Below are 24,445 nucleotides of genomic sequence, written 5' to 3'. Positions count from 1 at the left end.
CCATACCATAATGAGGCATAGCGACAGCCCCGCCGCCGCGCCATTCTGTTGCCGGCTTGTTACACCTGGACCTTGGGAACGGCCGAAATGATGACGATCGCCTGAGCGAGCGGGTGATCGTCGGTAATCGTGAGATGGATCACCGGGTCCATCCCCTCGGGAACGAGTTCCAGAAGACGCGCATGGGCGCCGCCCGTGAGCGCCATGGTCGGCTGGCCGCCGCGCAAATTGACCACGCCCATATCGCGCCAGAAGACACCACGCCGGAGCCCGGTGCCCAGCGCCTTGGAACAGGCTTCCTTCGCGGCAAACCGCTTCGCATAGGAGGCCGCGCGCATCCGCCGCTTTTCCGATTTCTCGCGTTCGATCTCGGTGAAGATGCGGTCCGTAAACCGATCGCCGAACCGCTCCAGCGTCTTCTCCACCCGGCGGATGTCGATGAGGTCGTTGCCGATACCGATAATCATGCTCACCTGCCCACCACCGCACGGCCCGAGCGTGCTTCGTCCATCGCCACGCGCATCCGCTTGATGGTCGAATGAAGCCCGCCGAAAATTGCCTCACCGATCAGGAAGTGGCCAATATTGAGTTCCTTCAGATCCGGGATGGCCGCAATCGGTCCCACCGTTTCGAAGGTGAGGCCATGGCCCGCATGAACCTCCAGCCCCGCTTCCGCGCCATAGCACGCCGCCTCGGCGATGCGCTGAAACTCTGTCTCCACCAGCGCCTCGTCGCCCGCAAAGGCGGCTTCGCAATAGGCGCCGGTATGAAGCTCCACCACCGGCGCACCGAGCGAGACGGCGGCATCGAGCTGTGCGCGGTCGGCATTGATGAAAAGCGAAACGCGAATACCCGCATCATTCAGCTGCGCGATATAGGGCTTCAGGTGATTGTGCTGGCCCGCCGCGTCGAGCCCGCCCTCGGTCGTCACTTCCTCGCGCCGCTCCGGCACAAGGCAGGAGGCATGCGGCTTGTGACGAAGCGCGATCTCGAGCATTTCGACCGTCGCCGCCATTTCCAGATTGAGCGGCAGGCCGATTTCCGCCTTGAGGCGCTCGATGTCATGGTCTCGGATATGACGCCGGTCCTCGCGCAGATGCGCAGTGATGCCGTCTGCCCCCGCTTCCGCCGCAAGCCGCGCGGCGCGCACCGGATCGGGATGATCCCCGCCCCGCGCATTCCGGATCGTGGCGACATGGTCGATATTCACCCCGAGGCGCAGATAGCTATTGTCGCTTGCCGGCATGGCACTCTCTCCGTTCGACGCGTTCAGACGAGGCCCCGGCTGCCCGGCTTCACGGCTTGCGTGCCTTCCAGCTCGGGCGGAAGGTCGTCGGGCTTGTAGGTGGGAATATCGATCTGCGCGAGCGAGATGAGCGGCGCCCCGACATCCGCCTTGCCGCCGGAGCGGTCGATGAGACAGGCTTCCGCCACAACATCGCCGCCCACCTTGCGCACGGCATCGATACATTCGCGCGAGGAAAGCCCCGTCGTCACGATGTCCTCTACCACCAGCACCTTGGCGCCCTTCTTCAGCTCGAAGCCGCGGCGAAGACGGAATTCGCCCTCCTCGCGCTCGACATACATGGCGGGCACATCCATGTGCCGGGCCGTCTCATAGCCGGGAATAATGCCGCCCACGGCCGGCGACACGATCACGTCGATCTTGCCGATCTCGGCCTTCTCGACCTTTTTCGCCAGCGCCTTGCACAGGCGCGACGTGCGCTTGGGGTTCTGGAAGACCAGCGCCTTCTGCAAAAAAATCGGGCTGTGGAGCCCGGAGGAAAGGATGAAATGGCCCCTGAGCAACGCTCCGGCCTTTTCAAACTCTTTCAGGACTTTCGCTTCCTTCATTCGCCTTCCCTCTCATGGAGTCTCCGGCCCCTATCGGCGCGGCCGGATGACCTTGTTGACGCAGGACAGCCCGTTCAGCGCGGACATGATGCGCGTCAAATGCTTCAGATCGCGCACGTCGAGGTCGATTTGTATGTCATAGAAATCCACGTCGCGCTGCGCCAGACTCAAATTGGTAATGTTTGACCCATAATCCGCGATCAGCATGGCGATGTGGCCGAGAGAGCCCACTTCGTTGCGCGCGATCACCCTGAGCCGGGCCGTAAAGGTTTGCGGATTTTCCGGGTCGGTTTCCCAGGTGAGATCGATCCAGCGCTGGGATTCCTCATCGAATTCCTGCAGCGCGGTCGCATCGATCGGATAGACCGTAATCCCCTCGCCCGGCGTCAGAATACCCACGATCCGCTCGCCCGGCAGCGGATATGTTTCGGGAGCGAAACGGATCGCCAGCCCTTCGCCGCGGCCCGTGAGCTTGACGGCGGAAAGCCCGTCCTTGCCGTTGGCCGCCTTTTTGAGGCCGGTCTTTGCGAGGTTGGTGCCTTCAAGCTCGGGATAGACAACTTCCAGCACGCGGCCCGGATCGAGCGTCCCGTCACCGACCGAGGCAAAAAGCTCGGTCAAATCCTGCTTGCGCAAGGCGCCCAATGCGCGCTCAAGCACCGCGTCGCCGGAATCCTTGCCCGCGCTGTCGAACACACCCTTGAGGATCTGCTTGCCGAGACGGCTGAACTCCGCCTGCTTGCCGGCGCGGATGGAGCGCCGGATGGCGGACCGCGCCTTGCCGGTGGCGACGAATGCCTCCCAGGCCGGGGACGGACGCTGCGCGGCCGAGCGGATGATCTCCACCTCGTCGCCATTCTTCAGGACGGTCCTGAGCGGCAGGTGCCGCCCGTTGATCTTGCAGCCCACGCATGTGTCGCCGATGTCGGTATGAACGGCATAGGCGAAATCGATGGGCGTCGCGCCGCGCGGCAGCGTGATGAGCGAGCCCTTGGGCGTGAAGCAGAAGACCTGGTCGGAATACATCTGGAGCTTGGAGTATTCCAGGAACTCCTCCGGCGTGCCGCCATGTTCCAGCATCTCAACGAGTTGCCGCAGCCAGCGGAAGGTCGCAGCGAACTCCTGCGTACCGGCCGCATTGCCGGCCCCTTCCTTGTAGATCCAGTGCGCGGCGATACCGAGTTCCGCGACCTCATGCATCTTCCTTGTTCGGATCTGCACTTCCACGCGCTTGCGCAGCGGGCCGATCATCGTGGTGTGGATGGAGCGGTAGCCATTGTTCTTCGGGATGGAGATGTAGTCCTTGAACCGGCCGGGCACCATCGGCCAGGAAGTATGAAGGATGCCCAGCGCGCGGTAGCAATCCTCTTCCGTTTCGACGATGACGCGGAAGCCGAAAATATCGGAAAGCTGTTCGAGCGAAATGCCGCGGCGCTCCATCTTGCGCCACATGGAATAAGGCCGCTTCTCGCGTCCCGTCACGGTGCTGTGAAGACCGTGCTCCTCGAGCTTCGAAATCAGCTCCTCACGGATTTTCTCGACCGCATCGCCGCTTTCCTCGCGGAAATCGTTGAGGCGTTTCAGAAGCGTCTCGCGCGCTTCCGGATTGAGTTCCTTGAAAGCCAGGTCTTCCAGTTCGTCGCGGAATTCCTGGATACCCATGCGGCCTGCCAGCGGCGCATAGATTTCCATCGTCTCCTGCGCGATGCGCTGACGCTTCTCCTGCGACTTGATGAAGTGCAGCGTGCGCATGTTGTGCAGGCGGTCGGCGAGCTTCACCAGCAGCACCCGGATGTCGTTCGACATCGCCAGCATGAACTTGCGGAAATTCTCCGCCTGCTTGCTGTGCTCTGAGGTCAGCTCGATCCGGGTGAGCTTGGTCACGCCGTCCACAAGCTGGGCGACCTGGGGACCGAAAAGCTCGGTCAGTTCCTCCATCGTGCTGCCGGTATCCTCCACCGTGTCGTGGAGAAGCGCCGTCACGATGGTGGCGCTGTCGAGCTTGAGGTCGGTCAGGATGCCCGCAACCTCGATGGGATGGGAGAAATAGGGATCGCCGCTTGCCCTCTTCTGACTGCCATGCTGCTTCATGGCATAGACATAGGCACGGTTGATGAGCGCCTCGTCCGCCTTGGGGTCGTAGGCCAGTACGCGATCCACCAATTCGTACTGACGCATCATCGTCAGCGCTCTCCCTTAATCTTCACCGGACCGGAACCGGCCCGAAACGCAAAACGCCGCCCATAACCTTTCGGCCGGGCGGCGTCTCGAATACTTCGCGGCACTGGCGGGCAAACGCCGCGCCTCACACGATCAAACGTCCGATTCTCCGTCCTCGGCATCCGAGGATTTCTGCTGCGGCGAATCGATCTGGCTCTGGATCGCGCGCAGAAGGTCTTCTTCGCTCATGCGCTCGCCGCCTTCCTCGCCGCTGGTGCCGAACGTATCCGGCACGGCTTCGGCCTCTTCCGAGCCCGCAAGAAGAAGCTGCACGTTTTCGGTCTCGGTGTCTTCCGACTCCACCCGCTTCTGCATGCTGCCGATCAGATCTTCGCGAAGATCCTCCGGGATCACCGTCTTTTCAGCGATCTCACGCAGCGCGACGACGGGGTTCTTGTCATTGTCGCGGTCGACGGTCAGCTCGGAGCCCGCGGACATGGCGCGCGCCCGGTGGGCGGACAGCAGAACCAGCTCGAAGCGGTTCGAGACCTTGTCAACGCAGTCTTCAACGGTCACGCGGGCCATTCATGCAACTCCAGTTCAGGCGAATGCGAAAATCTTGCTCTCATATAGGCAAAGCGGCGGCAGAAAGCAATGAAACACGGGCACTTACGTCATTTATTGCATCGCGTCAAGGCTTTAGCGGCTCAATTCCCTCAAGCGCCTCCGGCGGCAGAGCCTCGATAAGTGCATCGACGTTTTTTCCCGTAACCGGATGGCACCAGTCCGGCGCCACATCCTTGAGCGGAACGAGGACGAAGCCCCGTTCCGCAATGCCCGGATGCGGCAGCGCCAGGGGAAGCGGACCGGTTCCGGCATCGGCGCCCCGCGCACCCTCCGCCTCCACCACCTCGCCGCGGCAATCCAGCAGGTCGAGATCGAGCGTCCGCTCATACCACCGCAAACGCCGCTCCCGGCCGAAAAGCCGCTCGATCTCATGCAGCGCCGCCAAGAGCGCCGCCGGGCCGAGATCCGTCTCCACCTGCGCGACCGCATTTACGAAGTCCGGCTGCTCATGCGGCGACACGGGCGGCGTGCGATAGAAACGCGACACGGCGACGACGCGAATGCCCTTTGCGTCCATCTCCCTCAGCGCCGCCTCCAGCGTCCGCCGCGGCGGCCCGTGCTCCGTCGGCAGGTTGCCGCCAAGCGCAACCAGAACAATCCGCTCATCCGGAGTCCTGCTAGATGAAGGCTTGTTCATGAAATCCGAAACTCCTTTTCAGCGGAAAACGCCGGGGCTATAGGTGAACGCCCATCCGGCACCGACTGGCCGGATCGCGGTTGAACAGTTTCCCGATTTCCGGAGAGTTTATACACATGACTTTTTACCCGAACGAACGTGTCGCCCTTTTTATCGACGGCGCAAACCTCTATTCCGCCGCCCGCGGCCTCGGCTTCGATATCGACTACAAAAAACTTCTCGACCATTTCCGCGCCAAAGGCATTCTCGTCCGCGCCTTCTATTACACGGCCCTTCTCGAAGATCAGGAATATTCCCCACTGCGCCCGCTGATCGACTGGCTCGACTATAATGGCTATGCCGTCGTCACCAAGCCCGCCAAGGAATTCACCGACGCCAACGGCCGCCGCCGCGTCAAAGGCAATATGGATATCGAGCTGGCGATCGATGCACTCGAAATCGCCGACAAGCTCGACCATCTGGTGCTATTTTCCGGCGACGGCGATTTCCGCCGCCTGGTCGATGCCGTGCAGCGCAAGGGCAAGCGCGTGACGGTCGTCTCCACCATGCGCTCCCAGCCGCCCATGATCGCCGACGAGCTGCGCCGCCAGGCCGATGTCTTCCTCGAACTCGAAGCGCTGCGCGATGCCGTGGGCCGCAAGCATACCGAACGCCCGCAGCGCGAAGACGATGAAGACGATTACGACGACGAATATGACGATGACGACGATTACGAGGACGACGAAGAAGAAGATACTCGTCCCGGACGCGCCTGATGCCGGCAAAAGGTAACGCCGTCGCATCCCGGCCGGAACCGCCGGCCGATTGCGATGCCTGCCCGCGGCTCGCCGCCTTTCGCCACGACAATGCGGCCGCCCATCCCGACTGGTTCAACAAGCCGGTGCCTTCTTTCGGGCCGGAGGATGCGCGCTTCCTGATCGTCGGGCTCGCCCCCGGCCTTCAGGGCGCGAACAAGACCGGCCGTCCCTTTACCGGCGATTATGCGGGCGACCTTCTTTACGCAACGCTCGATAAATACGGGTTTTCGGAAGGCAGCTACGGCGCCCGGCCCGATGACGGGCTGCAACTCCGCGATGCGATGATTACCAATGCGGTGCGCTGCGTGCCGCCGCAGAACAAGCCGACGGGCGAGGAAACGCGCAACTGCCTCTCCTTCCTGAGCGCCAGGATCTCGGCCATGCCCAACCTCACCTGCCTGCTGGCACTGGGACGTATCGCGCATGACGCGGTGCTGACCGTGCGGGAACTCAGGAAGTCGCAATATAAATTCGCGCATGGCGCATCGCACGATATCGGCGGCGGGCTGACGCTTTTCGACAGCTATCACTGCTCCCGATACAACACGAATACGGGCCGCCTCACGGAAGCCATGTTCCATGATGTGTTCGACCTGGTGGCAGCGCATTTGAACGACTGACGGCGCTCAACTGTAGCGCTGCTCCGTCCACGGATCGCCTTCATTGTGGTAGCCGCGTTCTTCCCAGAATCCGGGCTTGTCCACCGCGCTGAATTCGATCCGGCGGATCCACTTCGCGCTCTTCCAGAAATACCATTGCGGCACGATGGCGCGCACCGGGCCGCCATGCTCGCGCGTCAGCGGCGCGCCCTCCCAGCTATGCGCAATCAGCACATCGGGTGCCAGAAACGCGTCCAGCGTGAGATTGGTCGTATAGCCGTCATAGGCATGAAAGATGACATGACGCGCATCGGCCTTGGGAACCACGAGATCGACGATCGCCTGCGACGGCACGCCTGCCCAGCGATTGTCGTAACGGCTCCATGTCGTCACGCAATGGATGTCGCTGACATCCTCCATCTGGGGCAGCGCCATGAACTCGTCGAAGGAGAGCGTGACGGGCTTTTCGACCAGCCCCTCGATCCTGAGCTTCCACGTCGCCTTGTCGAGATCGGGCTGCACGCCGAGATCGAGCACCGGCCATTTCTCCACGAGGTGTTGGCCCGGCGGCAGGCGGTTTTCGCGGGCACGGTCCGGCGAGCCGGTCAGATGACGGCCCTCTTCCGCCGTCTTCTGCTTGGAGCGGATGAGCTTGTCCTTGATGCGCCCCAGAAGGTTGGGGTCCTTGTCGTCACTCACGATCCGTCTCCACGCTGTCTTCCTTGAGGGAGTCTTTCCGGCGCAACTGGGCAAAGACGACCCCGCCCAGAATAAGCGCGAGGCCGGCCAGATGATAAAGCCGGAACGGCTCGCCAAGCAAAAGCACGGCAAGCAGGCTGACGAGAATGGGCACGAAGTAGAGCGTCAGTCCCGCCTTGGACGGGCCGAGAAGTTCCACGCCGCGGTTGAAGCAGACATAGGCGAGGATCGACGGGAAGATCGTCACATAGAGCACGGCCAGAATGCTGTCCCGGCCCAGCGTGAAGGGCTGTGCGTGGAAACTCTCCCAGATATAGAGCGGCAGAAGCGCGACCCAGCCCGTCATGAAGGTCAGGCTGAGAAAGGTCATGGGATGGATCTGCGGTCGCCAGCGCAGGCCCACCGAATAGGCCGCATAAAGCACCACGCCCGCAAAGACCCAGGCATCGCCCTCATTGAGGGACAGCGAGGCAAGCCGCTGCCAGTCTCCCTTGAAGAGCGTCACGACCACCCCGGCAAGGGCGAGCGCCATGCCGGCAAGTTCCCGCCAGCCGGGCCGCTCTCCGAGGAAAAGCAGAAAGATAATGATGATGGCAGGCATGGCCGCCTGAAGCAGACCCGCATTGATCGCCTGCGTCGCCCCCAGCCCGATATATAGGCATGTGTTGAAGGTGGCGATGCCGATGACGCCCAGCGCCACGATGACCGGCCAATGGCGCTTCAACGCCTCTCGATCGTTCAGCACGGGCCGCCATGCGAAAGGCAGCAGGACCAGAAAGGCGAAGAACCAGCGCCAGAAGGCAAGCCCGATAGGCGGCACGGCGGTGACCGCGGCGCGCCCCACAATCGCATTTCCCGCCCAGAACAACGCCGTGAAAAAAAGCAGAAGCCAGGGCCGCTGATACATCCACCGCCCTGCCCCCAGCACCGTGCTCACGGCCTAGCCCCTGTCGCGCAGGAGGCGTGCCTTGTCGCGCTGCCAGCTCCGCTCTTTCATGGTCTCGCGCTTGTCGGTGGCTTTCTTGCCCTTGCCCAGACCGACCTCGATCTTGGCGAGCCCGCGCAGATTGAAATAGAGTTTCAGCGGCACGACCGTCATGCCCTGGCGCTGTGTGGCGTTCCAGAGCTTGGCGATCTCCTTCTTGTGCAGAAGCAGACGGCGCGGACGGCGGGGTTCATGATTGAACATGCTCGCCGCCTGCTGGTATTCGGGGATGAAGCAGTTGATGAGAAGCGCCTCACCCTCCTTCACCTGCACATAGGCCTCATTGAGGCTCGCCTGCCCGCCGCGCAGCGATTTCACTTCGGTGCCGAAAAGCTCAATCCCCGCCTCGAACGTATCGCCGATGGCATAGTCGTAACGCGCACGCCGGTTGTCCGCGACCAGTCTGGACCCGTCGCCGGCTTTCTTCTTTGCGCCACCGCTCTTTGAGGACATGGGGTGTGTATCAGTTCAGCAGGCCGGCGTGACGCATAGCCTCGCGTACCTGCTCCTTTGTGGCATCGGAAACCTCGATCAGCGGCAGGCGCAGTTCGTCGCTGCAAAGCCCGAGCTCGCTGAGCGCAAACTTGCTGGGCGCCGGATTAGGCTCCACGAAGAGCGCGGTATGGAGCGGCATCAGCCGGTCCTGAATTTCAAGCGCCTTTGCGTACTGACCGTTGAGCGTCGCTTCCTGAAATTCGGCGCAGAGCTTCGGCGCCACATTGGCGGTGACCGAAATGCAGCCGACGCCACCATGCGCGTTGAAACCCAGCGCCGTCGCATCCTCGCCGGAAAGCTGGCAGAAGCCTTCGCCCATCGCCTGACGCTGCAGGCTCACCCGGGCGAGATTGGCCGTCGCATCCTTCACGCCATAGATGTTCTTCAGCTCGAAGAGACGCGCCATGGTCTCCACGCTCATGTCGATCACGCTGCGGCCGGGGATGTTGTAGATGAAGATCGGAATATCGATCGCATCGTTCACCGCCTTGAAATGGCGATAGAGCCCTTCCTGACCCGGCTTGTTGTAATAGGGCGTGACGACCAGCACCGCATCGGCGCCCACATCCATCGCAAAGCGCGCCAGGCTCACCGCCTCGGCGGTGTTGTTGGAGCCCGCGCCGGCCATCACCGGCACGCGGCCCGCCGCCACCTTCACACAGAGTTCGATGACGCGGCGATGTTCGTCATGGCTGAGCGTGGGCGACTCGCCCGTGGTGCCGCAGGGAACCAGCCCGTGCGTGCCCTCGGCAATGTGCCACTCCACCAGTTTTTCAAAAGCAGCCTCGTCCACCTTGCCGTCGCGAAACGGGGTGATGAGAGCAACAAAGGATCCCTTGAACATGACTTGGCTCCATAGCGGGGGCTGGCTGTTTTGAAGGCGCGAAACATAACCGTAACTTTCTGAAGCGGCAAGGAAATGCCCCTTCCCCGACGATCCCTATTGCGGCGCGAAGTCGTGGCTCTGTAAGCTGGGGGCGAAAAGGCAGTCTCGAATGCCGTGGGCCGGGGGGCCGGACGTGCTTTTTGGGTAAAGGGGGGCCATGCGGCGACGCTTGTCGCAGCGCAGGGTCCAATCCTCCAGTGACTGCGGGGTCGTGCCGTGATGGGCCGATATAGAAGGCGTATTTCTTCTCTGACCTGTTTCCGGCTGGCAGCCGCCTGCCTGTTGCCATGTGCGACGGCCGCGCTCGCCATGCCTGCTTTCGCGGCGGACCTCCCGCTGGCGCGCCCCGGGGCATCCGGCGCCGCAACCCCGGCGGCGATCCCCGCCCCCCCAATACCCGCCCCGACGGCCCCGCCCGGCATACTGGACGCGACCGACTGGGTCCGTGTCAGCCGCGCTTTCGACCTGGCCGACGACGATCAATGGCCGGAATTCGCCCAGGAAACCGCGGCGGTGAAGAACCCCGTCGCGAAAAAGCTGCTGCTCTGGGACAAACTGGTGGAAAAGGACAGCGGCGCGACGCTCGCCGATATCGCCGCCTTCCAGACCGCCAATCCCGGCTGGCCGCTCCAATCACTGCTCGACCGGCGCGCCGAAGAGGCGCTTCTCGACTACCCGGCCGACGCACAGGACACGCTGAGCTGGTTTGCAGCCCACCCGCCCGTTACCGGCGACGGCAAGATCCGCTATGGCGAGACGCTGATCCTGACCGGCGACAAGGAAAGCGGCGCCGACTGGATCCGCCGTGCCTGGGCGGAAAACGATTTCTCCGCCACCCGGCAGAAGGAAATCATCGCGCAATACGGACAATATCTGACACAGGACGTGCAGATGGCGCGGCTGGCCCGGCTTCTCTGGGAACGCCGCAGCACCGATGCCCGCAAGACGGCTGCCATGCTGGGCGAAGACGCTCAGAAGCTCGCCGATGCGCGCATCCATCTCGCCAGCCGCTCCAGCAAGGCGGAAAACGCCCTTTCGCGCGTCCCTGCCTATCTGCGCCGCGACCCCGGCCTGATTTTCGATCAGGTCCGCTATGAGCGCCGCAAGGGCAATGACACGATGGCCCTGCCGCTGCTGCTAACCGCGCCGGCAAGCCCGAGCGACATGGTGCGGCCCGATAGCTGGTGGGTGGAACGGCGCATCGCAGCCAGAAAGGCCCTTGCGGACGGGCTCTATGAGCAGGCCTATGAGATCTCCTCCGAACACGGCCTCACTGAAGGCGCGGACTTCGCCGCCGCCGAATTCCTCTCCGGCTGGATCGCGCTTCAATATCTGAACGAACCCGCCAAGGCCGCCGCCCATTTCGACCGGCTGGACAAGGGCGTCTCGACGCCGATCAGTAAGGCGCGCGCAAAATACTGGCTGGCCCGCGCCGCTTCGGCGGGCGGCCATGCCGACCGCGCCAAGCGCTTCTACACCGAAGCCTCAGCCTATCCGACGACCTTTTACGGCCAGCTCGCCATCGCCGCACAGGCGACGCAAGGCGGCGACGGCATGCTGAAACTCGCCAACGATCCGACGCTGCCGCGGAAGGAAAAGCAGAGCTTCGAAAAACGCGAACTCGTGCAGGTGGCGAAAATCCTCCACCAGATCGACCGCCAGAGCACGCTCTGGACCTTCATGCTGCACATGGCGAGCAGGCTGAACGACCCGGCTGAACTCGCCGCCCTTTCCGACCTCGCCCGGCAGTTCGGCGATCCGAAACTGTCGATCCGCATCGCCAAGGCGGCGGCCATGCGCAATATCGTGCTGACCGACAGGGCCTATCCGACGAACCTGATGCCGAGCTGGAAGCAGGTCGGCCCCAGCGTGGAACCCTCGCTCGTCTATGGCCTGTCGCGGCAGGAAAGCGAATTCGACGCCGACGCCGTCAGCCATGCCGGCGCGCGCGGCCTGATGCAGCTCATGCCCTCGACGGCGCGGCTGGTTGCGCGGCAGTTCAACATGCCCTATTCGCGCAGCCGTCTGACCGATGCGGAATACAATGCGACACTCGGCGCCGCCCATCTCGGCGATCTCGTGCAAAACGAGTTTGGCGGCTCCTACATCATGAGCATCGCCGCCTATAATGCCGGCAAGCGGCGCGTCGACCAATGGGTGGACCGGTATGGCGATCCGCGCTCCACGGCCGTCGACCCGATCGACTGGATCGAGAACATTCCCTATTCCGAAACCCGCAACTATGTGCAGCGCGTGATGGAGAACCTCGAAGTCTATCGGGCGCGGCTCGAGGGCAAGGAGCAGCCTGTCCGGCTCGGGGCCGATCTCCGGCGCAATACGGGACCGGCAATCACCACCCCGCCGCCCGAGCGCAAACCCGATGATTTACCGCTTGTGCGCCCTGCCCCCAAAGGCCATATGGCTCCCGTCGTCGAGGCCGACGATCGCTGACCCCTTTTCGTGATAACCCGCGGGAGATAACGCATGCAGCCCACGCCCTACCGGGACTTCCTCTACACCACGCAGGAAGGACTGAGGCTCTATGCGCGGGACTATGGCGAGCGGACCGCGCCGAAAACGCCTGTTATCTGCCTGCCGGGGCTGACCCGCAATTCCAAGGATTTCGAGGCGCTGGCGGGGTTCCTCTCGCAGGAGCGGCGCGTTCTCTGCCCGGACCTGCGCGGGCGCGGCCTGTCTGAATATGCAGGCGGCGCGGACGCCTACACGCCCCAGAACGAATTGATGGATACGCTCGACCTGATGACGGCGGCGGGTATCCATCAGGCGGTCTTCATCGGCACTTCGCGCGGCGGCATCATCACCATGCTGATGGCCGCCTTCCGCCCGGTCGCCCTCAAGGCGGCGATCCTCAACGATATCGGCCCGGAGGTGGAGGCAAAGGGCCTGGAACGCATTGCAGGCTATGCGGGCACGATGGAGACGCCCTCAACCTGGGACGAAGCGGCGGTGAAGCTGCGCATGATGAACGAGCGCGACTTTCCCAATGTCACGGGCGGGGAATGGCGGGCCTTCTCGCAGCGTACCTTCGCCACCGACGAAAACGGCGCGCCGAAAATGGACTACGACCCGAAAATCGGCACGGCCATGCGCAAGGGACTGGACGCCGCCAAGGGCGAACTGCCCGATATGTGGGCCCAGTTCAAGGCGCTCGCCCATGTGCCCGTCCTCGCGCTGCGCGGCGAGAACTCCGACATCCTCTCCGCCGACACACTGGCGAAGATGGCCGAAGAACATCCCGCGCTGACAGCCGTCACACTGCCCGACCAGGGCCATGCGCCCTTCCTGGACAGCGAACACGAATTCAGCGTGATCTCCGACTTCCTCGAGCGCCACGCCCTCTGATCGGCACCGCTCATCGCCTCAGCCGCAGCATCTTCGTTGCACCCCTCTGAAATTCGTAAGGGACCGGCACCAGCTCCGCTTGCATGCCTTCCCGCGCGAAATGCGCCAGCACGCCCGGCAGGTGGCTCGACGGCCGCCCGTCGAGATTGATCAGCGGAAAGACGCGCACCTCTCCTGCGACGCGCAGCAACTCGTGCAACGCCCCTATGTGAAAGGCGAAGTCGAGATCGTCGCCGTAAAGGAACAGCAGGTGAGATGAAAGCGCGAGACGGAAAGCGCCCTCGCCGAAAGGCAGTTCTGGCAAGGAGGCTTCGACATAACGCCGTGCGCCTGCCCTTTCGTAATCGGCCAGAAAGAGCTCCAGCGCTTCGCGCCTGATGGTCTCGATGGCCTCGGGCGAACCGTATTGCGACCACCGGAAGCGATACCGCGCCTGACGCAAGCCCTCCATCATCGCGCCGCGCGTCTCCTCGAAACGCTGCGCGATTGCCTCACCGGGCAATGCGTAAAGCGGATCGGTAGCGGTCACCCGCGCGCCCGCCGCCGAGGCCTCGGCGGCAAAAGACGACGGCCCCGACCCGACATCCAGAACGGCTCCGCGCAGATCCGCCTCTTCCAGTGCGAAAAAGGCGCGATACTCCCAGAGGCGCCGCCCCCAGGGCACGATCCCGTCCAGTTTGAATTCCTGCTCCATCTCCATCACCGGCTCTCCTTTCAGGCCATTTTCGGAAACGGCCTTCTCCGGTGGAGGAAACGAAAAAGGCCGCCTCGAAACGGGCGGCCTTTCTGTCGGATCGACGCACGATCTGGTCCAGGGCCACCCTCAGGTGGTCCACCAACCGATCATCTTGTGCGCGACGTAAGTCATTCGATCCTCATTCGTTGAACGGGACATTACGCCCGCCCGGTGCTTTCGCCAAGTGCTTACTTCGCCTTGCGGTAATGCATGATGCCCCAGGCCAGATAGCCCTTGTCGGCGCCATTCACCCAGTGCTCCAAGCCCTTGATCATGTTGTCGATGTAGTCACGGCTCACGCCGACCTCGACAAGCTTGTCATAGCCCTTCTGGAGCTCCTGCCTCACGCGCCAGTAGTGGCGGCGAAGCTGATCGACATGATCGTCGAAACCGAGCTTCTCGAAACCGAGCGCCTTGAGTTCCTTGTCATAGAAACCCGGGGAACCCAGCGTCGCAAGATGAATGCGATCGAGGATCGGCTGCAGCACATCCGCCGGGCAATCGTCCGACTGCATCGGATCGGTGAAGATGAACTGGCCGCCCGGCTTCAGCACGCGGGCCACCTCTTCCATCACCTTGACGCGATTGCCGCTGTGCAGGATCGAGTCCTGCGACCAGACGACGTCGAAGGAGCCATCCTCGGCGGGAATATCCTCGAAGCTGCCATGCTTGACGGTGATCTTGTCCGACAGGCCGGCCTTCTCAGTCATCTCGCGATTGATGGCATTCTGCTTGTCGGAGATGTTCACGCAAGTGACGTGACAGCCATAGGTCTCCGCGAGGTAGCGCGCCGCACCGCCATAAGCGGCACCGATGTCGAGCACCTTGGTGTCGGGACCGATGCCCTGGATCTTGGACGCGATGGTCTCGTCGGTGCGATGGCTCGCATCGCCGACGGGCTCCTCATCGTCCTTGTACAGACCGATATGGATGTCCTTCCCACCCCAGATGGTGAAATAGAACTTATCGGCATCGTCGCTGTCGTAATATTCTTCTGCCTTGGCGACGGCGTTCGTATCAGGACTCGTCATCGTAGGCTTTCTCCGCAACATGAACGTAAAAGTCGGTTTCCTTATCGTCATAGTCAGCGTTGAAGTCACCATAGGTGGTGATCTTCTGGAAGCCGATCTCGTGCATGAGGCGCTTCACATAGGCCTTGCGCAGCGGGAACATGTTGAGGTGATAGACGCTGTCGTCCGGGAATGTGTACCGGAAGCGCGCCAGCGAGTCGTCGACATGTTCCGGCTCGGCCGTAACCTTGTCGCCGCAATAGTAGTATTTGTGCTTCGTGCTGAAGCCTTCATCCATAATCAGGTCGTAGTTGCGCTGGTCCAGGATGAGGACGCCGTCATGCTTCAGAGCGGCATAGAATTCGGCGAGCGCCCGGCGACGGTCCTTCTCCTCGAAGAGATGGGTGAAGGAATTACCGAGGCAAACAATCGCATCGTATTTGCCGTGTACGTCCTTGTTCAGCCAGCGCCAGTCCGCGCAGATGGTCTGAAGAACGATGCCGTTGTCGCGGCCATTGTCGAATGCCTTGACGAGCATTTCCTTGGCGCCGTCGACGGTGGTCACGTCGAAACCGGCTTTGGCGAGCTGCACGGAGTGAAAACCTGTACCCGCGGCGACGTCGAGGATCTTGTGCTTGCCGAGCTTTTTCAGCAGGTCGATGAAGAAACGGCCCTCGCCTTCGGCGCGGCCCTTCCAGTCGATCAGCTGATCCCATTTGTCGACGAAGGATTCCGTATATTCGTGCTGATAGTGATCGGATTCACGAACTGCGAGGGGATCCTCGCCGAAATCCTGTTCTTTCTTGAGTACGGTACCAGACATATTGCCCCTTCAAAAATGCCGACATGCCGGGCGCGCAAAGGCGCGCTCCGCCGATCGGTCAATTTGTGATGGCACCAGCCACATGACTGGCGCCCTAGGTCTCGATTTCAAAGGTCTACGTAAAGATGTGCGCAGGATGCGCAGCGCAGACCGCACCGGACACAATCGCGAGGGATTTCGCGATTGAGCGGCATAGGCGCCGCTTGGATGGTGCTGTCGAGGTCGAAATCCTCGCAACGGCACAGCATGATTGCTGCGCCGGAGAATTCCTTGCCCGACGGGATGGGACCGTAACAAAGCCTCTGCGAGGTATCAACAGCGGCAGGGTAAATCTTTTAAAAACAAATGCTTTTCAGCGTTTTGCGTCTTTTATTTGAGATATTTCTTTCAAAAAGCAGCTCTTATGTATCGAGCCTGTATGCTTTTCCCTCTCGTTTCACATAACCGGCTGTGGGCGCCGCAAAATGCGTCCCGATCACGAGAACCGGCGTTTCCGCTAGGTTTTTGAACATGCTCTCGCGTGTCGCCGTCGATCCCGCAGAATCGACATCCGCCGACGACGCCCAGTCCGGCCGCGCGAACTGGCAGGGGTGATGGATGAAATCGCCCGTAATCAGCGCTTCCTCGCCTTTCGACGAAATTTTCACGCTCACATGGCCCGGCGTATGCCCGACGGTGGGAACGAGAGACACCTCATCGCAAAGCCGGTGGTCCATCTCCACCAGATCGACAAGCCCCGCATCGAAGACCGGCTTCACCGAATCGGCGAAGACATGGACCTGCTCTTCGTTTTCCGTCTGGGACTGCCAATGCTCGAACTCGGTACGCGCCATCAGATAGCGCGCCTGAGGAAAGGTCGGCACCCACTCCCCGTCCTTGAGCATGGTGTTCCAGCCGACATGGTCGACATGCAGATGAGTGCACATCACCATGTCGATCGAGGACGCCGGATAGCCGGCCTCCTCCATGCGCTCCAGAAAGGGCTCGTGCCGGTCGTTCCAGATCGGCGCCATACGGCCCTGCTTGTCATTGCCCAGACAGGTATCGACCATGATCCGTACCGACGGCGTGTCGACGATAAGGGCATGAATGCTCATCACGAGCTTGCCCTCCTCCGTCACGAAATGCGGTTTCATCCACTCATAGGGCGCGACCGCTTCCGGCGTCGCCTGGGGAAGGATAAAGCGCGTACCGCCCGCCATCTCCATCTCGACGATCCGCGTCACGGTCACATCGCCGATGCGCCACTGTTCCATTCTCTCCGCCCCCCGTTTTTGTTCCTTTCCTGCAAAGCTAGGACAAACCGGCGCGAATCTCTCAAAAATTTCATTTTGCAGTTGCGAAATGGCTCCCCACATGACCCGATAGAACGGTTGCTTATCGGAGCCTCCCATGGCCGCGCAGACACCTTCTCGACCCACTCGAAAGCCCCCATCCTCCACCGAGGCGGAATGCCCGGTGCTGGTGCTGCAGGGCGGCGGCGCCCTCGGCGCCTACCAGGCCGGCGTCTATAGCGCCTTGTCGGAGGCCGGGATCGAACCGCAATGGCTGGCCGGAATTTCCGTCGGCGCCATCAACGCGGCGATCATTGCCGGCAACCGGCGCGAAGACCGCGTGGAAAAGCTCAAATCCTTCTGGGACCGCGTATCCGGCACGCTGCTGGGCCAGCCCGTCATGCCGGGGCTGGAAATACGCAGCCTCTATGCCCAGGCCAGCGCTGCGTCCGCCCTCGCCTTCGGCATCCCGAGTTTCTTCACGCCGCGTATGCCGCCGCCCTGGCTTAATCCGGCCGGCAGCCCCGCGGCGCTCAGCTTTTACGACACGGCCCCGCTCGCCGACACGCTGAAGGAGCTGGTCGATTTCGACCGGCTGAACAAGGGCGATATGCGTTTCAGCGTCGGCGCGGTCAACGTCCGAAGCGGCAATTTCGTCTATTTCGACAATCACGATATGGAAATCGATCTGAGGCATGTCATGGCCTCCGGCGCGCTTCCGCCCGGCTTCCCGCCTGTCGAAATCGACGGCGAGCATTACTGGGACGGCGGCATCGTCTCCAACACGCCGCTTCAATATGTGCTGGAGGAAGACACGGTGGACGATATGTGCGTCTTCCAGGTCGATCTCTTCAATGCACGCGGCTCCCTGCCGCGCACCATCGGCGAAGTGGCCGAACGCCAGAAGGACATCCGCTACTCCAGCCGCACGCGCCTCAACACCGATGTGTTCCGCCGCCGCCACCGCATGGAAAAGGCCGTCAGCAACCTGCTGGAAAAGCTGCCGCCGGAATTTTCCGACGATCCGGATGTGCAGGCATTGCGCGAATGCGACCGGCACAACGCCATCACCATCATCCATCTCATCCATCGCCGCATGCGCTACCACAACCATGCGAAGGATTATGAATTCTCCCGCGCCACGATCGGCGATCACTGGCAGGCGGGCCGCAACGACGTGACGCGCACGCTGCGCCACCAGGCATGGCGCGACCGCCACCGCCCCGAAAGCGGCATCCAGGTCTTCGACCTGACGCGGGATGCGACCGACTGAGCGTCAGCACTGAAAGGAGTGCAAACATGAAAATGAAAGACAAGGTGGCTCTTATTACCGGATCGGCGAGCGGCATCGGCAAGGCCATCGCCACCCGCTACGCCTCCGAGGGCGCGAAAGTGGTGATCGCCGACCTCAATGCCGACAAGGCGCAGGCGACGGCGAAGGAAATCGACAATGGAAGCAGCGGCTCGGCCATGGCCGTCGAAATGGACGTCACGAACGAAAAGGCCGTGAATGACGGCGTCCAGCAGGTCGTGGACAAATGGGGCAGGATCGATGTGCTGGTGAGCAATGCCGGCGTGCAGATCGTGAACCCTGTGCAGGACTTCTCCTTCGACGACTGGAAGAAGATGCTGGCGATCCATCTCGACGGCGCCTTCCTGACCACGAAAGCCTGCCTGCCCCATATGTACAAACAGGGCTCGGGCAGCGTGATCTATATGGGCTCGGTGCACTCCAAGGAGGCGTCGGTCCTGAAATCGGCCTATGTGACGGCGAAACACGGATTACTGGGTCTCTGCCGCACCGTGTCGAAGGAAGGGGCCGAGCATGGCGTGCGCGCCAATGTGATCTGCCCCGGCTTCGTGCGCACGCCGCTGGTGGACAAACAGATCCCCGAACAGGCCGAGGAACTCGGCATCTCGGAGGAAGAAGTCATCAAGAACGTGATGCTGAAACAGACCGTCGACGGCGAATTCACGACCGTGGAAGACGTCGCCGAAATTGCCCTGATGTTCGCAAGCTTCCCCAGCAATGCGCTGACCGGCCAGTCCGTGGTGGTAAGCCATGGCTGGTACATGCAGTAGGCACGCTTGCGCTGGCGGGCGGGCTCAGACCTCGCCCGTCAGCCACCGCGCGGCCAGCGCTTCCAGATCGTCCCCGAGGCCGGTGTCGATATCGTCCTGCCCGCCATGCGAGCACAGGCCGCGCACCAGGCCGTCCTTGATCGAATAGCACCAGCCGTGAACCCGAAGGTCCTGCCCGTTGGCCCAGGCGTCGCGGACGATGGTGGTGGTGCAGACATTGCGCACCTGCTCGAGCACATTCAGCTCGCAGAGCCGGTCCACACGGCCTTCTTCATCCTCGGCCGCGTCCACATGATGGCGGTGCAGCCTGTAGACGCCGCGAATATGGTTGAGCCAGTTGTCGATCAGGCCGTGATCGGACTTCTCCAGCGAGGCGCGCACGCCGCCGCAGCCATAATGGCCCGTGACGATGATGTGCTTCACCTTCAGCACCTCGACCGCGAACTGAATAACGGAGAGGCAGTTCAGGTCCGAGGCGACCACCACATTCGCGATGTTGCGGTGAACGAAGACCTCGCCCGGCGGCAGGTCGATGATCTGATTGGCGGGAACCCGGCTGTCGGCACAGCCGATCCAGAGAAACTCAGGCGCCTGCTGGCGGGAAAGGCGGTTGAAGAATTCCGGATCGCGTTCCTTGACCCCTTCGGCCCATTCCCGGTTACGCTCGAACAACACCTTGAGTTCTGGCATTTTCCCCATCCTGCATCCCTGTAAGAAACCGCCCGAGCGGCGCCGGGGTAGATAGCATTTTTTTCGCGGAAGAAAATACGCGCTATTTTTTACACCACATTTTTGTTGGATGAATTAAAGCACATTTTTTTATTGAATTTTATGCGGCGGCGTCTCACTTTCACCCCATCGGATCCCCGCAAGCTGGCAGATGCCGGCCGGCACGTCGAAACGACAAGGTAGCATGTTCCAAGCAGCCGCTCCCCTGGCCCCTTACGCCGTTCTCGGCGTCATCGCCATCATGCTCGTCTTCTTCACCACCGAGAAGTTCCCGCCCGAAGTGGTGGCGCTTGGCGGCGTGGGCGTACTGCTGGCCACGGGCCTGCTCGATGCCGATTCCATGCTGTCCTCCTTCGCCAATGACGCGCCGGTGACGATCGCAGCCATGTTCATCCTGTCAGGTGCGCTGGTGCGCACGGGCTTTCTCGCTAATCTGACCTCGCGTTTCCAGCGGGCGGCGGAAAAAGGAAACCGCGGCGTCTTCTCCTGGCTGATGGGGCTCACCGCCACGGCCTCCGCCTTCGTCAACAATACGCCGGTCGTGATGGTGATGATCCCCATCGTGATGGGCATCGCGGCAAAGCTGAAGATGGCGCCCTCGCGCATGCTGATCCCGCTTTCCTATGCGGCGATCCTGGGCGGCACCTGCACGCTGATCGGCACGTCGACCAATCTGCTGGTCAATGGCGTCGCGGTAGCAAACGGCATGGAGTCGTTCGGCATGTTCGAGATCACCGCGCTCGGCCTGACCCTGACCATTGTGGGCGGCGCGGCGATGCTGGTGATGGCGCATTTCCTGCTGCCTGACCGCATGACGCTGGCCGGTATGCTGGGCGAGCGCAAATCACAGCGTTTCCTCACCGACGCGCTGCTCAACCCCGGCTCACCCTTCATCGGCAAGCGCGTCGGCGAAATCGAAACCTTCCGCAAGCGCGACATTCGCGTGGTGGACGTGGTGCGCAACGAACGCTCGCAGCGCCACCGGCTCGACACGCTGGTGCTGGAACCGCGCGACCGCATCGTTTTCGAATCCAGCATGGCCGAAGTGCTGAGCCTGCGCTCCGAGGCGAGCGTTCAGCTCGCGCCAGAAGGCCTTTCCGAAGTCGGCCAGCGCGAAGCCGTGGTGGTGGAAGCGCTGGTCGCCCCCAACAGCAGCCTGATCGGAACGGAGCTGCGCCACCAGCGCCTGCGCCGCCGCTATGCGATCTACATTCTCGCCGTGCACCGCCATGGCGAGAATCTCGGCCGCCAGATCGGCGAGATCGCCCCCAAGGCGGGCGACACGCTGCTGATCGAAGGTGCCGCGGACGACGTGAAACGCCTGTCGGAAGAGATGAACCTGCTGAACCTTACCGAGCCTGCCGAACGCGGCTATCGCCGCAACAAGGCGCCCCTCGCCTTCGCCGTGCTGGCGGGCGTGGTGCTGCTCGGCGCGCTCAATGTGATGCCGCTTTCCGCCCTCGCGGTGATCGGCGTGGGCGTGGTGCTCTTCACCGGCTGCCTCGATGCCGACGACGCCTTCCGCGCGATAGACGGGCGCATATTGGTGCTGATCTTTTCCATGCTCGCCGTCGGCGCGGCGCTGGAAAAATCCGGCGCGGCGGCGCTCATCGTGAACGGCGTCGCGCCATGGCTTTCAGGCCTGCCCCCGATTGCCGCGCTTCTCGCGGTCTATCTCATGACATCGATCATGACCGAGCTTGTGACCAATAACGCCGTCGCCATCGTGATGACCCCTATCGCCATCGGCCTTGCGCATCAGCTGGGATACGACCCCCGTCCCTTCGTGGTGGCGGTGATGTTCTCGGCCAGCGCAAGCTTCGCGACCCCCATCGGCTACCAGACGAATACCCTGGTCTACGGCCCCGGCGGCTACCGCTTCACCGATTTCATGAAGATCGGCATCCCGATGAACCTCATCGCCGCTGCCATCACGGTAACGCTCGTGCCGATGCTCTGGCCGTTCTGAGCCGGCCTGAACGGGCGTTTCGGGTTGACAATGCGCGGCTTTCCGACAAACCAGAAGCGTAACCGCAGCCGGGTCGAAAGGAACGTCCGATGATTGTCATCCATCACAATCCCGATTGCGTGACATCGCGCAATGTCCTCAAGATCATCGAGGCATCCGGCGAAACGCCGATAGTGATCGAGTATCTCAAGGAAGGCTGGACGAAGGCTCAGCTCCTCGCCCTCTTCGCCGCGGCCGACCTCACGCCGCGTGAAGCGCTGAGGGAAACCAAATCGCCCGCCGCCGACCTGGGCCTGCTGGAGGACGGCGTTTCCGACGAAACGATCCTCACGGCCATGCTCGAGCATCCCGTACTCGTTAACCGCCCCATCGTCTGTTCGCCCAAGGGCGTGAAGCTCTGCCGCCCGAGCGAGACGGTGCTCGACCTTCTCGACCGCCTGCCGCCCGGACCCTTCCACAAGGAAGACGGCGACCTGCTGATCGATGCGGAGGGAAAGCGCGTTGGCTGACGACACCTTCCCCAATCTCGACGAAACGAGCTTTCGGTCCATCGACGAAGAGACGCTCTTCACGCCGCCCCGCATGGCGCATCCGCCGCGCATCCTGCTGCTGCATGGGTCGCTCCGGGAACGCTCCTACAGCCGCCTCGCCAATGAAGAAGCCGCGCGCATCCTGCGCCGCTTCGGCTGCGAGACGCGCGTCTTCGACCCGCACGGCCTGCCGCTGGTAGACGGCGTGGAGGAAAGCCATCCCAAGGTGCGGGAACTGCTCGATCTCGTGATCTGGTCGGAAGGCATGGTCTGGTGCTCGCCGGAACGCCATGGCGCGATGTCCGGCGTGATGAAAACCCAGATCGACTGGCTGCCGCTGAAGCGGGGCGCCGTGCGCCCCACGCAAGGCAAGACACTGGCGGTAATGCAGGTCTCCGGTGGCTCGCAAAGCTTCAACGCCGTCAACCAGATGCGCATTCTGGGCCGCTGGATGCGGCTCATCACCATTCCCAACCAGTCTTCCGTCGCCAAGGCATTCCTCGAATTCGAGGAAGACGGCCGCATGAAGCCCTCGCCCTATTACGACCGCATCGTGGATGTGATGGAAGAACTGGTGAAGTTCACCCTGTTGACCCGCGAACGCGCCGACTATCTCGTCGACCGCTATTCGGAGCGCAAGGAGAGCGCGGAAGAGCTGTCGGCGCGGGTGAATCGACGGTAATCGGCAGTTAGAATAGCCGGGCAAAGAACAGTCCGCCAGCGCCCCGGTCACTTAGGCCTTCTCTTGAAGAGACTTCAGACAGACATTCTTCGGCATTTCTCTAATCGCATCTACAAAATTTATTGCTACGCCCAGTTTCGAAAACTCAACGAGTTCATTGAGTCCACTCTTGCTCGTAAGATGCATCATCTCATAGCGGCAAACCGGAATTTGATAATTGTCCTTGTACCTACGGTCAGGCCCGCCTCGCTTGTTTGGGTGCTTCCAAGTGTGCCTGACAACTATTGCATCGTGGGGAACACCACCTTCTTCAATGAAATCCGATTCTTCCAGCTTGATACGAAGGTCCGAATACCCTACCGCCCCTAAATGCCGACCATCATCGACCAGAGCGGTATCCGGCAGGAAATAGATTACTTGTTTTCCTACTTGCAATGCTGGAGGAGTCACGTTGCTTTTCACGACATTGGGAAGTCTGTAGGACAGTGCCGTCCGCTTTTTACGCACAATATGCGTTGCTCCCGCATTTCGCTTCCAAGTGGTCAAATCACGGACAGCTCCACCTGCTTCCACATGCCATTTTCCACCACATTGAGATAATGCATCAAAGCTTTCTGTGACAGCCCGATAGAGAGCTTCCATGTCTTGTTCGAGGTCATAAAAAAGGACTGCTGTCCGACGATAGGTGTCCAGCCAGTGCCCTATCAGGGCTCCCGGTAGGGCCAGCGCCACCAACCACAATGCCTCTGGTCCGATAGCAGGTGCTATCGTTCCACCTATGACAGCTCCGGCCAGACCCAGAAGCACCGCCATGCTAAACTGATCGCGCTTAGCATTGATTTCGTCCAACAATTCATCAAACGACTCGTCACGCATAGCCAAGACGTCACCGGAGTCGATTTCGGTCATTTCGACACCTTCGACGTCGAAGACCATATGTTTCCGATCAATCTGCGACTCAGTTTTGCTGGAAGCAGGCGATGATCCAGCTCTTCTAGCCGAAGCGCGATAGTAAAACCCATTGCGTCCAGCGTGGACGTAGTGCCCCCGAGGTCCCGTTCCTACGCGAAGCCCCTTCACGCCAACGGATACGCCGACGCCGCTCTTCGAAAAATTAAAGCGAAACGGTCCTGCGCGCACAGATTTGCGTAGATAAAATGGCATCTATCCCTCCCCCCCGAAGAGCTGACGACATCTCTACTATACAGATTAGGTATAAGTTACGCAGGCTTTACCACAGTCTCCTGTTCGCAAAGGCATGGCCCGAGCCTGACTTTAGGTAGCGCTCGAAAGATTCGGCCTTCGCTCTGTCGGAAAAGGCGACATATGTCGTCAGCTGCCAAGGCTTGAATTTGGACGTATGGATAGATTTACCGGCATTGTGTTCCTGAAGGCGTCGTTTGAGATCGACGGTCATGCCCACATAACGCTGGCTGTGATTTGACAGGCTCTCAATAAGATAGACGTAAAACAAAACGGCCCCCCTTCGCTAAAGCTCCGGAGGGCAT

At 61.7% G+C, this 24,445-nt stretch carries 26 protein-coding genes and 1 pseudogene; 9 read left to right on the top strand and 18 right to left on the bottom strand.

The window, feature by feature from the left end; genetic code table 11:
- Nucleotides 1–59: 59 nt before the first annotated feature.
- The 6 genes from acpS to folK all read right to left on the bottom strand — a co-directional run bounded on the left by acpS (nucleotide 60) and on the right by folK (nucleotide 5,278).
- The gene (acpS, locus tag ACSSVQ_RS00685; protein WP_293329302.1) at nucleotides 60–467 is read right to left on the bottom strand and encodes a holo-ACP synthase; all 408 of its coding nucleotides are present in this window, start codon (nucleotides 465–467) and stop codon (nucleotides 60–62) included.
- 2 nt (nucleotides 468–469) lie between these two features.
- Entirely contained in the window at nucleotides 470–1,246 is a 777-nt protein-coding gene (locus ACSSVQ_RS00680) for a pyridoxine 5'-phosphate synthase (protein WP_454180410.1), read from the bottom strand.
- A 23-nt stretch (nucleotides 1,247–1,269) separates the two neighbouring features.
- On the bottom strand, nucleotides 1,270–1,854 hold the full coding sequence (pyrE, locus tag ACSSVQ_RS00675; RefSeq protein WP_454180409.1) for an orotate phosphoribosyltransferase: 585 nt from the start codon (nucleotides 1,852–1,854) through the stop codon (nucleotides 1,270–1,272).
- Between the two features lie 30 nt (nucleotides 1,855–1,884).
- A complete protein-coding gene (locus tag ACSSVQ_RS00670) occupies nucleotides 1,885–4,035 on the bottom strand; it encodes a RelA/SpoT family protein (RefSeq protein ID WP_454180408.1) in 2,151 nt (716 codons plus the stop codon).
- A 132-nt stretch (nucleotides 4,036–4,167) separates the two neighbouring features.
- Nucleotides 4,168–4,599: a DNA-directed RNA polymerase subunit omega gene (gene rpoZ / locus ACSSVQ_RS00665; RefSeq protein WP_454180407.1), complete on the bottom strand. Its 432-nt coding sequence runs from the start codon at nucleotides 4,597–4,599 to the stop codon at nucleotides 4,168–4,170.
- Nucleotides 4,600–4,705: 106 nt separating this feature from the next.
- Nucleotides 4,706–5,278: a 2-amino-4-hydroxy-6-hydroxymethyldihydropteridine diphosphokinase gene (gene folK / locus ACSSVQ_RS00660; protein WP_454180406.1), complete on the bottom strand. Its 573-nt coding sequence runs from the start codon at nucleotides 5,276–5,278 to the stop codon at nucleotides 4,706–4,708.
- Nucleotides 5,279–5,394: 116 nt separating this feature from the next.
- Here folK and ACSSVQ_RS00655 point away from each other — a divergent pair, with 116 nt between their 5' ends.
- Together ACSSVQ_RS00655 and ACSSVQ_RS00650 are read left to right on the top strand one after the other, a co-directional pair.
- A complete protein-coding gene (locus ACSSVQ_RS00655; RefSeq protein WP_454180405.1) occupies nucleotides 5,395–6,033 on the top strand; it encodes a LabA-like NYN domain-containing protein in 639 nt (212 codons plus the stop codon).
- Nucleotides 6,033–6,695: a uracil-DNA glycosylase gene (locus ACSSVQ_RS00650; RefSeq protein ID WP_454180404.1), complete on the top strand. Its 663-nt coding sequence runs from the start codon at nucleotides 6,033–6,035 to the stop codon at nucleotides 6,693–6,695. Before ACSSVQ_RS00655 ends, ACSSVQ_RS00650 begins: the two co-directional genes overlap by 1 nt.
- A 6-nt stretch (nucleotides 6,696–6,701) precedes the next feature.
- Here ACSSVQ_RS00650 and ACSSVQ_RS00645 read toward each other — a convergent pair whose 3' ends face one another.
- Genes ACSSVQ_RS00645 through dapA form a run of 4 tightly spaced genes read right to left on the bottom strand, consistent with a single transcriptional unit; the run spans nucleotide 6,702 to nucleotide 9,697 of the window.
- Nucleotides 6,702–7,373 (bottom strand): sulfite oxidase-like oxidoreductase, encoded by a 672-nt coding sequence (locus ACSSVQ_RS00645; protein ID WP_454180403.1) that lies wholly within the window; start codon nucleotides 7,371–7,373, stop codon nucleotides 6,702–6,704.
- Complete coding sequence (locus ACSSVQ_RS00640; protein ID WP_454180402.1) at nucleotides 7,366–8,310, bottom strand: DMT family transporter; 945 nt, start codon at nucleotides 8,308–8,310, stop codon at nucleotides 7,366–7,368. Before ACSSVQ_RS00640 ends, ACSSVQ_RS00645 begins: the two co-directional genes overlap by 8 nt.
- A gap of 3 nt (nucleotides 8,311–8,313) precedes the next feature.
- Nucleotides 8,314–8,811 carry an SsrA-binding protein SmpB gene (smpB, locus tag ACSSVQ_RS00635; protein WP_293324488.1) on the bottom strand — a complete coding sequence of 166 codons (498 nt, stop codon included), beginning with the start codon at nucleotides 8,809–8,811 and terminating at the stop codon, nucleotides 8,314–8,316.
- Nucleotides 8,812–8,821: 10 nt separating this feature from the next.
- Complete coding sequence (gene dapA / locus ACSSVQ_RS00630; protein WP_454180401.1) at nucleotides 8,822–9,697, bottom strand: 4-hydroxy-tetrahydrodipicolinate synthase; 876 nt, start codon at nucleotides 9,695–9,697, stop codon at nucleotides 8,822–8,824.
- A 324-nt stretch (nucleotides 9,698–10,021) separates the two neighbouring features.
- Here dapA and ACSSVQ_RS00625 point away from each other — a divergent pair, with 324 nt between their 5' ends.
- Both ACSSVQ_RS00625 and ACSSVQ_RS00620 read left to right on the top strand, forming a co-directional pair.
- On the top strand, nucleotides 10,022–12,190 hold the full coding sequence (locus ACSSVQ_RS00625; RefSeq protein ID WP_454180400.1) for a lytic transglycosylase domain-containing protein: 2,169 nt from the start codon (nucleotides 10,022–10,024) through the stop codon (nucleotides 12,188–12,190).
- 33 nt (nucleotides 12,191–12,223) lie between these two features.
- A complete protein-coding gene (locus ACSSVQ_RS00620) occupies nucleotides 12,224–13,102 on the top strand; it encodes an alpha/beta fold hydrolase (protein ID WP_454180399.1) in 879 nt (292 codons plus the stop codon).
- Nucleotides 13,103–13,112: 10 nt separating this feature from the next.
- On the opposite strand, the gene ACSSVQ_RS00615 is transcribed toward ACSSVQ_RS00620, so the two are convergent.
- The 4 genes from ACSSVQ_RS00615 to ACSSVQ_RS00600 all read right to left on the bottom strand — a co-directional run bounded on the left by ACSSVQ_RS00615 (nucleotide 13,113) and on the right by ACSSVQ_RS00600 (nucleotide 16,927).
- Nucleotides 13,113–13,802 carry a hypothetical protein gene (locus ACSSVQ_RS00615; protein WP_454180398.1) on the bottom strand — a complete coding sequence of 230 codons (690 nt, stop codon included), beginning with the start codon at nucleotides 13,800–13,802 and terminating at the stop codon, nucleotides 13,113–13,115.
- 224 nt (nucleotides 13,803–14,026) lie between these two features.
- A complete protein-coding gene (locus ACSSVQ_RS00610) occupies nucleotides 14,027–14,869 on the bottom strand; it encodes an SAM-dependent methyltransferase (protein ID WP_454180397.1) in 843 nt (280 codons plus the stop codon).
- Entirely contained in the window at nucleotides 14,856–15,671 is an 816-nt protein-coding gene (locus ACSSVQ_RS00605; protein ID WP_293324503.1) for a glycine/sarcosine N-methyltransferase, read from the bottom strand. The genes ACSSVQ_RS00610 and ACSSVQ_RS00605 overlap by 14 nt, the downstream gene beginning before the upstream one ends.
- Before the next feature lie 401 nt (nucleotides 15,672–16,072).
- The gene (locus ACSSVQ_RS00600; protein WP_454180396.1) at nucleotides 16,073–16,927 is read right to left on the bottom strand and encodes an MBL fold metallo-hydrolase; all 855 of its coding nucleotides are present in this window, start codon (nucleotides 16,925–16,927) and stop codon (nucleotides 16,073–16,075) included.
- 136 nt (nucleotides 16,928–17,063) lie between these two features.
- On the opposite strand from ACSSVQ_RS00600, the gene ACSSVQ_RS00595 reads away from it, so the two are divergent.
- Together ACSSVQ_RS00595 and ACSSVQ_RS00590 are read left to right on the top strand one after the other, a co-directional pair.
- Nucleotides 17,064–18,218, top strand: a complete 1,155-nt coding sequence (locus tag ACSSVQ_RS00595) for a DUF3734 domain-containing protein (RefSeq protein WP_454180395.1) — start codon at nucleotides 17,064–17,066, stop codon at nucleotides 18,216–18,218.
- Between the two features lie 26 nt (nucleotides 18,219–18,244).
- Nucleotides 18,245–19,027: a 3-hydroxybutyrate dehydrogenase gene (locus ACSSVQ_RS00590; RefSeq protein ID WP_293323784.1), complete on the top strand. Its 783-nt coding sequence runs from the start codon at nucleotides 18,245–18,247 to the stop codon at nucleotides 19,025–19,027.
- A gap of 24 nt (nucleotides 19,028–19,051) precedes the next feature.
- Here the strand turns inward: ACSSVQ_RS00590 and can are convergent, their stop codons facing one another.
- A complete protein-coding gene (can, locus tag ACSSVQ_RS00585; protein WP_293323781.1) occupies nucleotides 19,052–19,717 on the bottom strand; it encodes a carbonate dehydratase in 666 nt (221 codons plus the stop codon).
- 223 nt (nucleotides 19,718–19,940) lie between these two features.
- Between can and ACSSVQ_RS00580 the strand changes: the two genes are divergently transcribed.
- The 3 genes from ACSSVQ_RS00580 (at nucleotide 19,941) to arsH (ending at nucleotide 22,937) form a co-directional block, all read left to right on the top strand.
- Nucleotides 19,941–21,725 (top strand): SLC13 family permease, encoded by a 1,785-nt coding sequence (locus tag ACSSVQ_RS00580; protein ID WP_454180394.1) that lies wholly within the window; start codon nucleotides 19,941–19,943, stop codon nucleotides 21,723–21,725.
- Between the two features lie 89 nt (nucleotides 21,726–21,814).
- Nucleotides 21,815–22,234, top strand: a complete 420-nt coding sequence (locus ACSSVQ_RS00575; protein ID WP_454180393.1) for an arsenate reductase family protein — start codon at nucleotides 21,815–21,817, stop codon at nucleotides 22,232–22,234.
- Nucleotides 22,227–22,937: an arsenical resistance protein ArsH gene (gene arsH / locus ACSSVQ_RS00570; protein WP_454180392.1), complete on the top strand. Its 711-nt coding sequence runs from the start codon at nucleotides 22,227–22,229 to the stop codon at nucleotides 22,935–22,937. The genes ACSSVQ_RS00575 and arsH overlap by 8 nt, the downstream gene beginning before the upstream one ends.
- A 51-nt stretch (nucleotides 22,938–22,988) precedes the next feature.
- Here the strand turns inward: arsH and ACSSVQ_RS00565 are convergent, their stop codons facing one another.
- The 3 genes and pseudogenes from ACSSVQ_RS00565 to ACSSVQ_RS00555 all read right to left on the bottom strand — a co-directional run bounded on the left by ACSSVQ_RS00565 (nucleotide 22,989) and on the right by ACSSVQ_RS00555 (nucleotide 24,411).
- A complete protein-coding gene (locus tag ACSSVQ_RS00565) occupies nucleotides 22,989–23,846 on the bottom strand; it encodes a GlsB/YeaQ/YmgE family stress response membrane protein (RefSeq protein WP_454184719.1) in 858 nt (285 codons plus the stop codon).
- Between the two features lie 108 nt (nucleotides 23,847–23,954).
- Nucleotides 23,955–24,101: pseudogene (locus ACSSVQ_RS00560) on the bottom strand (DUF4236 domain-containing protein); the annotation flags it as partial.
- 67 nt (nucleotides 24,102–24,168) lie between these two features.
- Nucleotides 24,169–24,411, bottom strand: coding sequence for a GIY-YIG nuclease family protein (locus tag ACSSVQ_RS00555; RefSeq protein WP_454180391.1), 243 nt, complete (start codon nucleotides 24,409–24,411; stop codon nucleotides 24,169–24,171).
- Nucleotides 24,412–24,445: the final 34 nt, after the last annotated feature.

The sequence above is a fragment of the Parvibaculum sp. MBR-TMA-1.3b-4.2 genome, from assembly GCF_053628815.1.
Note: the sequence above shows the minus strand (reverse complement) of the source record. Positions and strands in the feature narration are given on the sequence as shown.

Bases quoted from the DNA above. Each gene is read 5' to 3' on its own strand.
- acpS (WP_293329302.1), bottom strand. From the start codon at position 467: ATGATTATCGGTATCGGCAACGACCTCATCGACATCCGCCGGGTGGAG.
- ACSSVQ_RS00680 (WP_454180410.1), bottom strand. From the start codon at position 1,246: ATGCCGGCAAGCGACAATAGCTATCTGCGCCTCGGGGTGAATATCGAC.
- pyrE (WP_454180409.1), bottom strand. From the start codon at position 1,854: ATGAAGGAAGCGAAAGTCCTGAAAGAGTTTGAAAAGGCCGGAGCGTTG.
- ACSSVQ_RS00670 (WP_454180408.1), bottom strand. From the start codon at position 4,035: ATGATGCGTCAGTACGAATTGGTGGATCGCGTACTGGCCTACGACCCC.
- rpoZ (WP_454180407.1), bottom strand. From the start codon at position 4,599: ATGGCCCGCGTGACCGTTGAAGACTGCGTTGACAAGGTCTCGAACCGC.
- folK (WP_454180406.1), bottom strand. From the start codon at position 5,278: ATGAACAAGCCTTCATCTAGCAGGACTCCGGATGAGCGGATTGTTCTG.
- ACSSVQ_RS00655 (WP_454180405.1), top strand. From the start codon at position 5,395: ATGACTTTTTACCCGAACGAACGTGTCGCCCTTTTTATCGACGGCGCA.
- ACSSVQ_RS00650 (WP_454180404.1), top strand. From the start codon at position 6,033: ATGCCGGCAAAAGGTAACGCCGTCGCATCCCGGCCGGAACCGCCGGCC.
- smpB (WP_293324488.1), bottom strand. From the start codon at position 8,811: ATGTCCTCAAAGAGCGGTGGCGCAAAGAAGAAAGCCGGCGACGGGTCC.
- dapA (WP_454180401.1), bottom strand. From the start codon at position 9,697: ATGTTCAAGGGATCCTTTGTTGCTCTCATCACCCCGTTTCGCGACGGC.
- ACSSVQ_RS00620 (WP_454180399.1), top strand. From the start codon at position 12,224: ATGCAGCCCACGCCCTACCGGGACTTCCTCTACACCACGCAGGAAGGA.
- ACSSVQ_RS00615 (WP_454180398.1), bottom strand. From the start codon at position 13,802: ATGGAGATGGAGCAGGAATTCAAACTGGACGGGATCGTGCCCTGGGGG.
- ACSSVQ_RS00610 (WP_454180397.1), bottom strand. From the start codon at position 14,869: ATGACGAGTCCTGATACGAACGCCGTCGCCAAGGCAGAAGAATATTAC.
- ACSSVQ_RS00605 (WP_293324503.1), bottom strand. From the start codon at position 15,671: ATGTCTGGTACCGTACTCAAGAAAGAACAGGATTTCGGCGAGGATCCC.
- ACSSVQ_RS00600 (WP_454180396.1), bottom strand. From the start codon at position 16,927: ATGGAACAGTGGCGCATCGGCGATGTGACCGTGACGCGGATCGTCGAG.
- ACSSVQ_RS00595 (WP_454180395.1), top strand. From the start codon at position 17,064: ATGGCCGCGCAGACACCTTCTCGACCCACTCGAAAGCCCCCATCCTCC.
- ACSSVQ_RS00590 (WP_293323784.1), top strand. From the start codon at position 18,245: ATGAAAATGAAAGACAAGGTGGCTCTTATTACCGGATCGGCGAGCGGC.
- can (WP_293323781.1), bottom strand. From the start codon at position 19,717: ATGCCAGAACTCAAGGTGTTGTTCGAGCGTAACCGGGAATGGGCCGAA.
- ACSSVQ_RS00580 (WP_454180394.1), top strand. From the start codon at position 19,941: ATGTTCCAAGCAGCCGCTCCCCTGGCCCCTTACGCCGTTCTCGGCGTC.
- ACSSVQ_RS00575 (WP_454180393.1), top strand. From the start codon at position 21,815: ATGATTGTCATCCATCACAATCCCGATTGCGTGACATCGCGCAATGTC.
- ACSSVQ_RS00565 (WP_454184719.1), bottom strand. From the start codon at position 23,846: ATGACCGAAATCGACTCCGGTGACGTCTTGGCTATGCGTGACGAGTCG.